The 12658-nt window shown below is 58.0% G+C and carries 15 protein-coding genes and 1 pseudogene; 10 read left to right on the top strand and 6 right to left on the bottom strand.

Features of this window, described 5'->3' with window-relative positions; translation table 11 throughout:
- The first annotated feature begins 19 nt into the window (after window positions 1–19).
- The 4 genes from B498_RS20480 to B498_RS20495 are packed head-to-tail and all read left to right on the top strand — an operon-like array spanning window position 20 to window position 3386.
- Window positions 20–1033, top strand: a complete 1014-nt coding sequence (locus B498_RS20480; protein ID WP_008499411.1) for an ABC transporter permease — start codon at window positions 20–22, stop codon at window positions 1031–1033.
- Window positions 1033–1866, top strand: a complete 834-nt coding sequence (locus tag B498_RS20485) for an ABC transporter permease (protein ID WP_008499410.1) — start codon at window positions 1033–1035, stop codon at window positions 1864–1866. The genes B498_RS20480 and B498_RS20485 overlap by 1 nt, the downstream gene beginning before the upstream one ends.
- A complete protein-coding gene (locus tag B498_RS20490) occupies window positions 1859–2695 on the top strand; it encodes an ABC transporter ATP-binding protein (RefSeq protein ID WP_008499409.1) in 837 nt (278 codons plus the stop codon). The genes B498_RS20485 and B498_RS20490 overlap by 8 nt, the downstream gene beginning before the upstream one ends.
- On the top strand, window positions 2682–3386 hold the full coding sequence (locus B498_RS20495) for an ABC transporter ATP-binding protein (protein WP_008499408.1): 705 nt from the start codon (window positions 2682–2684) through the stop codon (window positions 3384–3386). The genes B498_RS20490 and B498_RS20495 overlap by 14 nt, the downstream gene beginning before the upstream one ends.
- Window positions 3387–3493: 107 nt before the next feature.
- On the opposite strand, the gene B498_RS20500 is transcribed toward B498_RS20495, so the two are convergent.
- The 4 genes from B498_RS20500 to budA form a co-directional block, all read right to left on the bottom strand.
- A complete protein-coding gene (locus B498_RS20500) occupies window positions 3494–3967 on the bottom strand; it encodes a cold-shock protein (protein WP_008499407.1) in 474 nt (157 codons plus the stop codon).
- A 131-nt stretch (window positions 3968–4098) separates the two neighbouring features.
- On the bottom strand, window positions 4099–4869 hold the full coding sequence (locus B498_RS20505) for a (S)-acetoin forming diacetyl reductase (protein ID WP_008499406.1): 771 nt from the start codon (window positions 4867–4869) through the stop codon (window positions 4099–4101).
- Window positions 4870–4889: 20 nt separating this feature from the next.
- The gene (gene alsS / locus B498_RS20510) at window positions 4890–6611 is read right to left on the bottom strand and encodes an acetolactate synthase AlsS (protein ID WP_247608344.1); all 1722 of its coding nucleotides are present in this window, start codon (window positions 6609–6611) and stop codon (window positions 4890–4892) included.
- Window positions 6583–7362, bottom strand: coding sequence for an acetolactate decarboxylase (gene budA / locus B498_RS20515; protein ID WP_031275271.1), 780 nt, complete (start codon window positions 7360–7362; stop codon window positions 6583–6585). The genes alsS and budA overlap by 29 nt, the downstream gene beginning before the upstream one ends.
- 105 nt (window positions 7363–7467) lie before the next feature.
- Here budA and B498_RS20520 point away from each other — a divergent pair, with 105 nt between their 5' ends.
- From B498_RS20520 to B498_RS23030, 5 genes are all read left to right on the top strand, one after another.
- Entirely contained in the window at window positions 7468–8349 is an 882-nt protein-coding gene (locus B498_RS20520) for a LysR family transcriptional regulator (protein WP_008499402.1), read from the top strand.
- A 229-nt stretch (window positions 8350–8578) separates the two neighbouring features.
- Window positions 8579–9034, top strand: a complete 456-nt coding sequence (locus B498_RS20525; RefSeq protein ID WP_008499401.1) for a hypothetical protein — start codon at window positions 8579–8581, stop codon at window positions 9032–9034.
- A 136-nt stretch (window positions 9035–9170) separates the two neighbouring features.
- The gene (locus B498_RS20530; RefSeq protein WP_008499400.1) at window positions 9171–9761 is read left to right on the top strand and encodes a hypothetical protein; all 591 of its coding nucleotides are present in this window, start codon (window positions 9171–9173) and stop codon (window positions 9759–9761) included.
- Between the two features lie 281 nt (window positions 9762–10042).
- Window positions 10043–10546 carry a DUF2569 family protein gene (locus B498_RS20535; RefSeq protein ID WP_008499399.1) on the top strand — a complete coding sequence of 168 codons (504 nt, stop codon included), beginning with the start codon at window positions 10043–10045 and terminating at the stop codon, window positions 10544–10546.
- A gap of 230 nt (window positions 10547–10776) precedes the next feature.
- The gene (locus B498_RS23030; protein WP_126287360.1) at window positions 10777–11076 is read left to right on the top strand and encodes a hypothetical protein; all 300 of its coding nucleotides are present in this window, start codon (window positions 10777–10779) and stop codon (window positions 11074–11076) included.
- Between the two features lie 115 nt (window positions 11077–11191).
- Here the strand turns inward: B498_RS23030 and B498_RS20540 are convergent, their stop codons facing one another.
- Window positions 11192–11506 (bottom strand): DUF6678 family protein, encoded by a 315-nt coding sequence (locus B498_RS20540; RefSeq protein ID WP_008499398.1) that lies wholly within the window; start codon window positions 11504–11506, stop codon window positions 11192–11194.
- A gap of 119 nt (window positions 11507–11625) precedes the next feature.
- Between B498_RS20540 and B498_RS23320 the strand changes: the two are divergent.
- Window positions 11626–11733, top strand: a pseudogene (locus tag B498_RS23320) (AraC family transcriptional regulator); the annotation flags it as partial.
- On the opposite strand, the gene B498_RS20545 reads toward B498_RS23320, so the two are convergent.
- Window positions 11730–12620 (bottom strand): oxidoreductase, encoded by an 891-nt coding sequence (locus B498_RS20545; protein WP_008499397.1) that lies wholly within the window; start codon window positions 12618–12620, stop codon window positions 11730–11732. The pseudogene B498_RS23320 and the gene B498_RS20545 sit on opposite strands and share 4 nt — an antisense overlap.
- Between the last annotated feature and the right edge of the window lie 38 nt (window positions 12621–12658).

Genomic DNA, 12658 nt, shown 5'->3' with positions numbered 1-12658 from the left:
CGGCATAAAGAGATTTTCCATGCCACATCTTTCCACCCGCGTGCTTCAGGGCCTGCTGACCCTGCTGCTCACGCTCTTCGGGCTGCTGCTCGTCACGTTTGCGCTCTCGGCGTTTTCACCGGTCGATCGCGTGCTGCAGATCGTCGGCGATCACGCCAGCCAGTCCACGTACGATCAGGTTCGCCACCAGCTCGGGCTGGATCGACCGCTGCCCGTGCAGTTCTGGCACTATCTGCAGAGCCTCGCCCACGGTGATTTAGGCACCGCCAGCGCCACCGGGCAGCCGGTGCTGCAGGATCTGCTGCACGCCTTCCCCGCCACGCTGGAGCTGGCAACGCTGGCGCTAATTATCGGCACGATACTCGGCGTGATTGCGGGTGTGCTGTGCGCCCGCTACGCCGGTTCGCCGCTCGATTTAGCGATCAGAACGCTCACCCTGCTCGGCAACTCGGTGCCGATTTTCTGGCTCGGCCTGCTGATGCTGGCTCTGTTCTACGCGAAGCTGCAGTGGAGCGCGGGCCCCGGCAGGCTGGACGATATCTGGCAGTTCACCGTCGAGCCGCGCACCGGCTTTGCGCTGATAGATACCTGGCTTTCCGGCGATCGCGAGGCATTCCGCAACGCCATCAGCCACCTGGTGCTGCCGGTGGTGCTGCTGGCCTACTACTCGCTGGCGAGCATTACCCGTCTGACCCGCTCCGCCTGCCTCAGCGAAATGAACAAGGAGTACATCCTGCTTGCCCGCGCCAAGGGCGCCGGGGAGATGACCATTCTGCTGCGCCACGTGCTGCCGAACATTCGCAGCACCCTGCTGACGGTGATCGCCCTGGCCTATACCAGCATGCTGGAAGGTGCGGTATTAACCGAAACCGTCTTCTCGTGGCCGGGCATCGGACGCTATCTCACCACCGCCCTGTTCGCCGGAGACACCACCGCGGTCATGGGCGGCACGCTGCTGATCGGCGTCTGCTTTGTCCTGATCAATAACCTTACCGACCTGCTTGTGCGGGCGACCGATCCCAGGGTGCGCTGATGCCGTTTTATCTCTTCTTACGCCGCCTGCGCCGCTCCCCTGCCGCCGTTTGCGGGCTGATTGCCCTGGCGCTGCTGGTGTTTATTGCCCTGTTCGCGCCCTGGCTGGCACCGGTTGATCCGAACTGGCAGGACGCCGCCGCGCGCCTGCAGGCACCGAACGGCCAGCACTGGCTGGGCACCGACAGCTACGGGCGCGATCTGCTCTCGCGCCTGATTTACGGCACCCGTCCGGCGCTCGGGCTGGTGGCATTAGTCACCGTTATCACCCTGCCCGCCGGGCTGCTGGTGGGGATCCTGTCCGGCTACTACGGCGGCTGGCTGGAGCGAGTCCTGATGCGCTTTACCGACGTGGTGATGTCGATGCCGCGCCTGATCCTCGCCTTCGCGTTTGTGGCGATGCTCGGCCCGGGGCTGGTCAACGGCGCGCTGGCGCTGGCCTTAACCAGCTGGCCCGCCTACGCGCGTCAGGCCCGGAGCGAGATTCAGCGTCTGCGCCACAGCGATTATCTGGCCGCCGCGGAGATGATGGGGATCCGCGGCCCGCGCCTGCTGGTCGGCCATATTCTGCCCCTGTGCCTGCCGTCCGCGATTGTGCGGCTGGCGCTGGATCTGGCGGGGATTATTCTGGCCGCCGCCGGTCTCGGCTTCCTCGGCCTTGGCGCACGGCCGCCCATGGCCGAATGGGGCGCGATGATTGCCGACGGCATGCAGGTGATTTTCGACCAGTGGTGGATTGCCGCTATTCCGGGCGGAGCGATTCTGTTTGCCAGCCTGGCGTTTAACCTGCTGGGCGATGGCCTGCGCGATGTACTGGAGCCACAGCATGACTGAACACCGCGTCATCGTCGATGCGCTGAATATCGACTACCCCGCCGCACGCGTGGTCAACAACCTGAGCTTTACGCTTGGCAACGAGCGGCTGGCGCTGGTGGGGGAATCCGGCTCCGGCAAGTCCATGTCCGCCCGCGCCCTGATGGGTCTGGTGCGTAAACCCGGTATCGTAAGCGCCAACCGGCTTAACGTGCTGGGCAACGATCTGCTGACCCTGAACGCCCGCCGCTGGCAGGCGCTGCGCGGCAACGGGATTGCGATGGTCCTGCAGGACCCGCGCTACGCCCTTAACCCTGTGAAAAGCGTCGCCGCGCAGCTTGATGAGGCGCTGACCCTGCATCAGCGCCTGCCGCGTCCGGAGCGTACGGCACGTATTCACGACATCCTCCGCGCCGTCGGGCTGAGCGAGAACGTGCTGTCACGCTATCCCGGCGAACTTTCCGGAGGCATGGGCCAGCGGGTGATGATTGCGATGGCGCTGATCAACAACCCGCAGGTGCTGATTGCCGACGAACCGACCTCCGCGCTGGACGCCCGCCTGCGCAACCAGATCCTCGAGCTGCTGGTGCAGCAGTGCGAAGAACGCCAGATGGCGATGCTGCTCATCAGCCACGATCTGCCGCTGGTGGCGGAGCACTGCGACCGCGTGCTGGTGATGTATCAGGGCGAAAAGGTGGATGAGATGACAGCGAGCCAGCTCCCGCTGGCGACGCATCCGTACACGCGAACCCTGTGGACCTGTCGACCAGACGCCCATACCTATGGGCAGATGCTGCCGACGCTCGACCGTTCGCAGCCGTGGAAGGAGGCCAGCGATGGCGATCGTTGAGGTTAACCAGGTGCAGGTCGCCTTCGGGGAAAAAACGGCGGTTTCGGCCGCCAGCTTTAGCATTGAGAAAGGCGAGACGTTCAGCCTGATTGGCGAATCCGGCTGCGGGAAATCGACTATTCTGCGCGTGCTGGCGGGGCTGCAGCGCGAGTGGCGCGGCAGTATTGCGCTACTGGGAGAAGCGTTAACGCCAGGGCGACGCTTTGAAGGCGAGCTTCGCCGCAACGTGCAGATGGTGTTTCAGGATCCGTGGGCGTCGCTGCATCCCAACCACTCGATTTCTCGCACGCTGTCGGAGCCGTTGAACATTCGCGGCGAGACCCAGGTCGCGGAGAAGGTGGCCAATGCGCTGCACGAGGTGGGGCTCTCCGCCGACGCGGGCAGTCGCTATCCGCACCAGCTTTCCGGCGGCCAGCGTCAGCGCGTTGCGATTGCCCGGGCGCTGCTGCTGCGCCCGCAGCTACTGCTGCTGGACGAGCCGACCTCGGCGCTGGATATGTCGGTGCAGGCGGAAATCCTGAACCTGCTTAACCGCCTGAAGGCCGAGCATGAGATGACGTATCTGCTGGTGAGCCACGACGCGGACGTGATTGCCCATATGTCCGACCGGGCGGCATTGATGGCGCACGGGAAGATCCAGAAGGTGTTTAACCGTGAGGCGATGTTACGGGGCGAGCACAGGATGGGTTAAGTGCGTGCGGCGGTGCCCGGTGGCGCTGCGCTTACCGGGCCTACGTTTCGTGCCGCGTTGATGGTTTTTCGTAGGCCGGGTAAGGCGTGCCGCCACCCGGCAAACAATTACTTCAGCAGCTTCACCGTGGCATCGATGTCGATCTCATCTTCGGTGAAGATCAGCGTCGTATTCTGGAAGGTGGTGATCGCCAGCTTCTTCACCGTGCGCATTTCGCCCGGCTTTTTATCGGATTTTGGCTTGATGCTGTTCATCAGCAGGCCCACCGACAGCACCGCGTTCTCTTTGTCGATTTTGGTATCAACGGGCTCTTCTTCGCTGAACACCACGAAGGATTTGATCGAGGTGAGCTTTACGCGCTCGCCTGCGATATAGAGATGTTTGCTTTCGGGGATCACCTTCACCGCGTAGGCGGAAAGGCCTTTGTTGTTGGTGGTAGGCTCGAAGGTCACCGCGGCATCTTTCTTAATCAGATCGGGGTTCGCGACCTTAATCACATGAAAATAGCGGTTGTCGCCGTTTTCATCTTTGATAAATCCAAAGCCTTTATCTTTAAACCACGTTGTGATTGTACCGTTCATCGCTGTTACCGCCTGTCAGATCGTAATGACTAAAGTTTTGCAGCGCGCAGTGTAATGCACAATGACGGAGGAGACAAAAAAAAGCCCCTGCACGGGGGCAGGGGAAAACTCATGTCAGAGCTTATTAGAATTTAGTTGAACACCATCCCACCATCGATGAGCAGAGACTGGCCTGTCATGTAGTCAGAGTCCGGTCCTGCCAGGTATGAGACGCAGGCGGCGACATCTTCCGGCTCGGACAGGCGGCCAAGCGTGATGCGTTTGGCAAAGGTTTCGGTCCCGTAGCCCAGCGGTTTACCCGCCGCCTCGGAGACCTGACGGTCGATCTCCGCCCACATCGGCGTTTTCACGATGCCCGGGCAGTAGGCGTTAACGGTGATCCCCAGCGGAGCAAGATCCCGCGCGGCGGTCTGGGTTAGGCCGCGCACCGCGAATTTACTGGAACTGTAGACGGCCAGCTCCGGGTTACCGGTGTGGCCCGCCTGGGAGCAGGCGTTAATGATCTTGCCGCCGTGCCCCTCTTTGCGAAACGCGTCAATCGCGGCCTGGATCCCCCAGATCACCCCTTTCACGTTGATGTTGTAGACCTTATCGACAATCTCCGGCGTGATGGATTCGATTGGCGTGGACGGCGCGACCCCGGCGTTATTGACGATAACGTGGAAACCGCCCAGCGCGGTGCGGGCTTTCTCTACCGCCGCAAATACCTGCTCGCGGTCAGAGACGTCCACCTTCACGGCGACGGCGTTACCGCCGTTGCGGATAATTTCATCGGCCACGGCTCTGGCCGTTTCCGCGTTATAGTCGGCGATGGCGACGGCAAAGCCATCCTTCACCAGGCGAAGCGCAATCGCTTTACCAATCCCCTGGCCTGAGCCTGTTACGAGAGCAACTTTTTGCATTTCTCTGTCCTTATGTTGAGTCACAAAATCTGGCTGAGATGGAGCTGGCCCATCAGCAGCGGGTTATCGCTGTAGTCGACGGGAATGGCCACCACGGCCGGGCCATCCACATCCATCGCCGCGCGCAGCGTGGGTTCGAGCGCGTCGGCGCTCTCCACGGCAAAGCCTTTCGCGCCAAAGGCGTCGGCATAGACTTTGAAATCGACCGGGCCGAACTCGACGCCGGAAAGACGCTGGTATTTTTTCTCTTCCTGAATGGCAACCATGTTGTAGCCGTTATCCACCCAGATGATGTGCAGCACGTTAGCGTTGAGGCGCACCGCGGTTTCCAGCTCCATGCTTGACTGCAGGAAGCCGCCGTCACCGGAGACCGACACCACCTTGCGGCCCGGGTTGACCAGCCACGCGCCAATGGCCCACGGCAGCGCGACGCCCATGGTCTGCTGGCCGTTGGAGATCATCACCTGGCGCGCCCGGAAGCTGTAGAGGTAGCGGGCGATCCAGATGTGGAAGCTGCCCATGTCGACGGTCAGGGTCACGTCGTTATTCACGATGTCCTGCATGGCCCGCACGATGCGCAGCGGATGCAGGGCGAACTGATTAAGCGAGGCGCCGCGACGATCGAGCAGATCGCGCTGATGCTGGCGGTCGACCAGAATTTCGGAGGCCCGCTGGCTCAGCTCAAGCTTGTGGTCGATACGGTTCGCGAGCTGATTCAGCGTTTCGGCGATGTCCCCCACCAGCTCCAGATCCGGCACGTAGTTACGCTCTTCATAGGCAGGCAGCACGTCGATGTGCACCAGCGTGGCGTCGCCGCTGTTCCACATGGACGGCTCGTACTCCACCGGACTGTAGCCGATGCAGATAATCAGATCCGCCAGATGGAGCAGCCTGTCGCCCGCCTGGTTATTGAACAGACCGACGCGTCCGGCGAAGCGGGTGAAGTGTTCCTGGTTCACCGCCCCGGCGGCCTGATAGGTGCTGGTGACCGGAATACGGCTTTTCTCCAGCAGCTTGCGCAGCGCCGCGCTGTTGGCGGGCTGGCTCGCCATCAGCCCCAGCAGGATGACCGGGTTTTTGGCCTTTTCGATAAGCTTCGCCACATCGTTGATAGCGGATTCTGGTGCGGGGCCCATCAGCGCGGGACCGCTGGCGGGTAAAATCGCCCCCGTGGCGGGCTGGTCAACAATGTCCTGCGGCAGGCTGACGAACGCGCCCCCCGGCCTGCCGTGCTCGGCGGCGCGAAACGCATTCGATACCACCTCAGCAATCGCGTCCGGCGCACTCACCTCCACGGCGTATTTGGTGACCGGGCTGAACATGGCGACGGTGTCCATGCTCTGGTGCACCAGCTTCGCTTTATCCGCCCGCTTCACCGCCCCGCCCAGCGCCACCACCGGGTCGCCTTCGCTGTTGGCGGTGGCAATGCCGGTGATCAGGTTCGAGCAGCCCGGCCCGGAAGTGACCAGCGCCACCCCGGCCTTGCCGGTCAACCGCCCTACCGCCGCCGCCATAAACGCCGCGTTCGCCTCGTGACGCACCGGGATGATCTCAATGGAGGAGTCCAGCAGAGAGTCAAAGACCTTGTCGATTTTCGCCCCCGGGATCCCGAACACCTGCTTCACGCCCTGCGCTTCCAGCTGGCCGACAACCAAATCGGCGCCGTGCGCCCACTGACGTGACTGTTTCTCACTGTTCACGGTAGTTCTCCTGTTAGTTTTCGACGGCACGGATCGCCGCATCCAGATTGCTGGGGTGAAGGTTGGCCTGTAAAAAGGCGCTGTCGGCGGGCAGGTCAATCATCAGCTTGTGAATTTCACCGAAGGTGAGCACGCCGCTCTCCAGCTGGTAGTCAAGCAGATGGCCCCCGCCCTGACGGTCGTCGGTGATGAAGTGTTCGTGGTAGCCCGCCACGTTGATCCCCTGCATATGCTGCGGCGTGCGGAACCCGACCAGCACCCCTTCGCGCTGGTTAAAGCGGAACACCGGCTGGTCGTCCAGCACGTCGGTCATCGCGCGGTACGGCGGCGTCTGGCGCGGTACGGTGCGGGTGTGGGCATGGCGGAAGTTGCCGTCAATGCGCAGCGCGCAGAACAGGTTATCGGAGGGGATCTGCTGGTCGATGACGTCGTGGATCTGCTGACGGCTGACCGGCGCGTCGAAGGTTTTACGGTACTGCGGCTGGAACCAGGTCATCACCGCGAACGGCGTTTTCTGCTCCGGCTTCGCGGCCCGGGCGCTGCCGTCGGCGCGCAGCTGGTACACCTGGCTGCTGAAGGCAATCATTTCGCCGTCCAGCTCGTTGAAGGTGCCCAGACCAAAATCACCGTGTGCCAGCAGATCGGCGATGGTGGTCTCCCCCTCGTACACGCCGCTTAGCAGGGCGCTCATTAGCGATGTCTGATAGATCACGCTGTCAGGATGCTGGGCGGAGAACCCGCGCAGGGTCTCGCACAGGCTGGCTTCACAGTCGCAGGCAGATGAATGCACCATCATGCTCGTCCTCTTCAACTTTATTTAGAAAGGTTAAATAAATGTTGACCCGATTCAGCAGAGAGTTCCAATATAGAAACCATGCTGGTTTGAGACGTTTTAGATATGGAACTTCGTTATCTGCGGTATTTTGTCGCGGTTGCACGCGAGCGACACTTCACCAGGGCGGCCGAAGCGCTGGGTATTTCGCAGCCTCCTCTGAGTCAGCAGATCAAACGGCTCGAAGAGGAAGTGGGCACGCCGCTGTTCAGACGCCTGACGCGGGGCGTGGAGCTGACCGAAGCGGGAGAAGCCTTCTACGAGGACGCCTGTAAGATCCTGGCGCTGAGCGACGCCGCGCTGGAGAAAGCCCGCGGCATCGCGCGCGGGCTGAACGGTAACCTGTCGATTGGCATCACCAGCTCCGATGCTTTTCATCCCAAAATTTTCGCGCTGATTCGCCAGTTTCAGGTGCAGAACATGGCGGTGCAGGTTCACCAGGTGGAAGCCAATATGTCGTCGCTGACGACGATGCTGGCGGAGGGCGAACTGGATATCGCCTTCGTGCGCCTGCCGTGCGAGAGCAGCAAGGCGTTCGAGTTAACCATCCTCGATCGGGAGCCGATGGTGGTGGCGCTGCATCGCGACCATCCGCTGGCGGCGTGCGATTCGCTGGCGTTAGAGCAGCTTCAGGATACGCCGGTGGTGTTGTTCCCGCAGGAGGTCGCGCCCGGCCTGTACGACCGGGTTCACGGCTGCTGCGAGCGGGCCGGGATCGACGTGCAGCACGCGCTGCAGTCGTCACAGCTTTCATCCTCCCTGAGCATGGTTTCCGCGGGCGGCGGGTTTGCGCTGGTGCCGAAATCCATGGCGGCCATTTCTCCGCCAAATGTCACCTACCACGCGCTGAGCTCGCCGGAGCTTTATACCGATATCGCGCTCTGCTGGCGGCGCTTTGAACGCTCGCGGACGGTGAAGCGGTTTCTGGCGATGATGAGCGAGGGGTAGCGGCCGGTTTGGTTGGTGGTTTTTGTAGGCCGGGTAAGGCGTAGCCGCCACCCGGCAATGCCCTTCTGGAAGCCGCCTCGCAAACCTGCAAGCAACCTTATGTAATTCAGGGTTATCCCCTTTCCATCCTTTTTTCACCGCCGTAAAGTGCCTGCGTTGCGGCCCATCCGTAACCGGGCGTAGGAACCCGTTAGCATAACGTGACATTTTTACTTAAAGAGGATGCTAAATGGCTACTGTCCCTGAGTTTTCTTATGCGCTCTCTGAAGAAAGCGCTGTTCACCACCTCATCGATCTTCAACTTTGCGATTCTGCAGATCTCTTCGAACTGGCTGACACCTGCGCCGCCTGTGTGAGCGTGCTGGTTGAAACTGACGATCCCGTGACGTTTTCCATACTTTGCGAGCGCTTGCTGGCACTGCTTAAACGCCTGCGTGAATGTTGCGATACAGAACTTCCCCCACATCTGGTTGAAAGGCTCATCGCAGGAGAAAAGATCGTTTCCTGCGTGCCAGACTGCTGGCAGGAGACGACGTTGCAGGTGGATTATGCCGTGGCGTTAACGCTGGCGGTGATTGGCGGGACACTGCCTGCGCGCGTGGCGAAAGAACTCACCGGGTTGCTGCACGATATGGTCTGGCTGCTGGCGGAGTTTGTGAAGGAGCCGTATATTACGGCGCACTGAGACGGGTGATGGGCCGGAATTCTGCTGCTGCGGATGGGGGAGCATTTCGGCCAGATACCCCTCTCTTTTCCTGGTAATTGCTTGCGGAACGCCATCTGATACTCTGGCTGCACTCAAGGGATGACAAGGAAGAGAAATGCTGAATCCTGGATTCGTAACCCGCAAAGCGCTTGCTCAGTGGAAGGATGTCCCCGCTTTTTTACCTCAGTTCCAGTTTCATGAAAAACACCGAACGGTCATTCATACTGCGCATCCCGAACATATTCTGCCGTTGATTGCAAACTTTGACGTTCGGCAAGATGTCGTCATTCGGCGGCTGATGTTTTTACGGCAATTACCGCAGAAATTTCTGCGTAATCAGCAGGCTAACTCCATCGGCAACTTTGGCCTGCACAGTTTTACCCTTTTGAAAAACTCAGCATCTGAGCTCTGCTATGGCTTGCGAGGACAGTTCTGGCGTTCAGATTTTGGTCTGGAAAAAGTACCGGATGTCAGCGCTTTTCAGACGTCAGTGACGCCGGGCAGCGCGACATTGTTGCTGCGCTATCAGGTAACGGAATTGGCGCCAGGCCAGCATGAACTCAGTACAGAAACGTTCGTCGATTGCCCGGACAGAAGCACCCGGCTCAGGATGGCGGCTTACTGGCTGATAATCCGGGCGGGCAGCGGCTGGATCCGCAGGAGAACGCTGAAAGCGGTTAGGTTGAATATCGAGAAGCTGGACTGAAGTGCAACAGATAACCTTATGGCGTTCAGCGTTAGCACTTCGCTTTAAATATCCGTTTCAGGACGAGAACTACCGGGAAGAAATGTTTGAGGAACCGTTATTAGCAAAGAGCGGTCCCTGGTAGGGATTTAGAATGAATATCTATGCTGCGGGAATCCCCCCTTAACACAAATTTACTCGAAAAAGTTACCTGCACAGCATACTTATTTATCAGTCAGTTGCGTTTGTAATAGACTTCGTTTAATCTATTGTAAATTATAAAATACTTCAAAGGTCCATATATGGAATGGGGATGCATAAAGTGTGGGGTCGAAATACCTCAGGACAGAGAGTTTTGCGACAGTTGTGAAGATAAAAGTTTCAGGAAAATTGGAGGTTTTCTTTTTTTACCCCTTATAGGATTAGTGGTTACTGCTGCTTCCTATCTTTTTGCAATGACAGATGCATTTAAATTTACGATAGAAAACTATTCGCATTTGAATGCAAATGCAAAAATCTTCTTCATGCTTTCCCTGGTTATTTATATAGGCGAATTTCTTTTTACAGTCACCGTTCTTTCATTTTTCCTAAAAAAGAAGAAATCGCTACCAAAGCTTTATATTTTGTTTTTAATATCAATCGTGACGACAATGTCATTTAATACCTACTTGCTTTACATATTAATTCCTGGCGCTGAAATTGGCTATAATGAACTTGTGCCTGTTTTTAGAAACGTAATTACGGCTTTAATTTGGATTCCCTATTTCATAACCTCTGTTCGCGTAAAAAGAACGTTTATCCGATAAAAGCACGAGTGGCTTCATCATTTTGATGACAGAAGATGCATGGCTATACTAATGCACATACAGTCATCAACACTGAGCGGACGCTATCACCGTCCGCTCATTATACGGAAAGGGCAGAAAAGTGGGTAAGGTCCGCACTGAGTTAAGAACGGACACTCTTGTAGAAAGCATGGCGTCGGATTATAGTGAGAGCATTGATTGATAAGTGAGTAGAATCAGAACAGTAGCCAATGAAACAAAAACTTCGCAAACGTAACCAGGACTGGATATCAAGGCAATTACAACGTGCGCGCAAAGAGAAAATGCCGTTAAGTTTCTTTATTAATTTTCCTTCAATACGAGCAACTGCGTGTAATGGTCAGCGCCTTAAACGGCGTGGTCGTCTCAAGCCTGACTGGAGTCGCGCATTGTTTCATCCGGGGTGGGGAGAAGTGCCGATTATTGGACCGCAAGGCTCAGTGTATTGGTTTGAGGGGTTTGATAAGGAACAATTACCTGCAGAATTGATGCCGCTATGGGACGATGTTTGATTGTATTGACTTTGAATTAATAACTTTCAGTGTAACGCTTAGACAGTGAGGAGTAGAGGCCAATTCTACTCAAAGACTAACGTATTCCTGTTAGCCATTAACCGATTTTATCTAGTTAAAGATAATCTACATAGCTGACCGAATCTGCGTATCCCCAAATTCTATAACCGGTTGATACCTCGATTCCTGGGAGATGAATAGCGCGAAGAATAGTACCTACCATGGTATGTTGTTCAACTGAGTTTGTCATAATATCAAGATACTTGATATCCAAATAGCCACCTTCACAGAAATGGTAAAACCACTCGCCATCAACTGCAGATTCATAGCCATTGAGAAAAGTGATTTTCCATAAGGGGGAAGATTCAATGCTAACCATTGCCATGCGGATCTCATTCCATTTTGTATTATTCATGCAGCTATAAAGCATTTGAACCTCCCGGGATCTGCTCCCGACAGATTAACACGCTACCAGGATAACAACGTAAAATTATGGCACAAAGCTGAACTTCATATTCACTTGTCTTCCCCCCTCTCTATCGCCCCACCGCCACTCTCAGGTACGAATCCGTGAACGCGTTTATCACCATGTTCATAAAAGTGATGGGCAGCACGGCCGCCCATTACTTTGCCGAACGGAAAAACAGTAACCGTTAACCCGGCCCCTCGCTCCCCGCCGCCAGCAGCGGCACCACCACGTCGCTGATGGGCACCGCAATGCCGTGTTTGCGGCCGTAGCGCTGGATCACGCCGTTGCGGATGTCCCACTCCATCGGGCGATCCGCCTGACGGTCAGCGAGAATCGACGTGCCGAGGTCCTCAGGCGCGCGCTGAAAGTTCGCCAGAATCTCCTGCGCCACGTCATCGGCCAGCTTCGCCCCCTCAGCGCGGGCGACAGTAAGCCCTTCCCGCAGATAGGCCAGCGAAAGTTCGCTGATATCCTCGCGCCTGAACATCCCGGCACGGCGGTTAGCGAGCACCATGAGCCCGGCGACCGCGTTTTGCAGCAGCTTGCGCCAGGCGACGGTGGGGAAATCAGCCGAGAGTTCAACTTCACAGTGCGTACCGCGAAGCGCCTCCACCACCCGCTGCGCCTGCGGCACGTCCGGCAGCGTCAGGCGCGGCTTCGCCCGTAGCCAGACGGAGGCATCCGGCTCGCGCTGCGCCGGGAACCAGACCACCGACGGCAGCACCGTTGCGCCACTGACCAAAGGCTCAAGCTGCGCCTTCTGCTCTACGCCATTTTGCAGCGCGCAGACCACGGTATTTTCATCGCAAAGGGCGCGCAGCCACCCGGCGCTGTCGGCATTTTGCGTCGTTTTTACCGCGATAAACACGAGGTCAACGGGGCGCGTGATGGCCGTCGGATCGGTGAATACCGGACCGGGCACCACCGTTTCACCCTCATCGTGACGCAGGCGTAATTCCGGATGCGCGGTCCGTCCGCAGAGCAGCGGCGTGCGGCCCGCGTCATGCAACACCGCGGCAATGGTGGTGCCAATCGCACCGGGACCAATCAGCGCAATGGTTGGATAGTCAGACATGAGTCACTCCCCTTTTGCTAAGCCTGCTATCAGTTATA

The sequence above is a fragment of the Enterobacter sp. SST3 genome, assembly GCF_000286655.1.
Taxonomy (GTDB): Bacteria; Pseudomonadota; Gammaproteobacteria; order Enterobacterales; family Enterobacteriaceae; genus Enterobacter; species Enterobacter roggenkampii.
This window is presented reverse-complemented; position numbering and strand designations above follow the sequence as displayed.

What these genes read in the sequence shown, in the direction of transcription:
- B498_RS20480 (WP_008499411.1), top strand. Translation starts at nt 20, where the DNA reads ATGCCACATCTTTCCACCCGCGTGCTTCAGGGCCTGCTGACCCTGCTG.
- B498_RS20485 (WP_008499410.1), top strand. Translation starts at nt 1,033, where the DNA reads ATGCCGTTTTATCTCTTCTTACGCCGCCTGCGCCGCTCCCCTGCCGCC.
- B498_RS20490 (WP_008499409.1), top strand. Translation starts at nt 1,859, where the DNA reads ATGACTGAACACCGCGTCATCGTCGATGCGCTGAATATCGACTACCCC.
- B498_RS20495 (WP_008499408.1), top strand. Translation starts at nt 2,682, where the DNA reads ATGGCGATCGTTGAGGTTAACCAGGTGCAGGTCGCCTTCGGGGAAAAA.
- B498_RS20500 (WP_008499407.1), bottom strand. Translation starts at nt 3,967, where the DNA reads ATGAACGGTACAATCACAACGTGGTTTAAAGATAAAGGCTTTGGATTT.
- B498_RS20505 (WP_008499406.1), bottom strand. Translation starts at nt 4,869, where the DNA reads ATGCAAAAAGTTGCTCTCGTAACAGGCTCAGGCCAGGGGATTGGTAAA.
- alsS (WP_247608344.1), bottom strand. Translation starts at nt 6,611, where the DNA reads ATGCGGCGATCCGTGCCGTCGAAAACTAACAGGAGAACTACCGTGAAC.
- budA (WP_031275271.1), bottom strand. Translation starts at nt 7,362, where the DNA reads ATGGTGCATTCATCTGCCTGCGACTGTGAAGCCAGCCTGTGCGAGACC.
- B498_RS20520 (WP_008499402.1), top strand. Translation starts at nt 7,468, where the DNA reads ATGGAACTTCGTTATCTGCGGTATTTTGTCGCGGTTGCACGCGAGCGA.
- B498_RS20525 (WP_008499401.1), top strand. Translation starts at nt 8,579, where the DNA reads ATGGCTACTGTCCCTGAGTTTTCTTATGCGCTCTCTGAAGAAAGCGCT.
- B498_RS20530 (WP_008499400.1), top strand. Translation starts at nt 9,171, where the DNA reads ATGCTGAATCCTGGATTCGTAACCCGCAAAGCGCTTGCTCAGTGGAAG.
- B498_RS20535 (WP_008499399.1), top strand. Translation starts at nt 10,043, where the DNA reads ATGGAATGGGGATGCATAAAGTGTGGGGTCGAAATACCTCAGGACAGA.
- B498_RS23030 (WP_126287360.1), top strand. Translation starts at nt 10,777, where the DNA reads ATGAAACAAAAACTTCGCAAACGTAACCAGGACTGGATATCAAGGCAA.
- B498_RS20540 (WP_008499398.1), bottom strand. Translation starts at nt 11,506, where the DNA reads ATGCTTTATAGCTGCATGAATAATACAAAATGGAATGAGATCCGCATG.
- B498_RS20545 (WP_008499397.1), bottom strand. Translation starts at nt 12,620, where the DNA reads ATGTCTGACTATCCAACCATTGCGCTGATTGGTCCCGGTGCGATTGGC.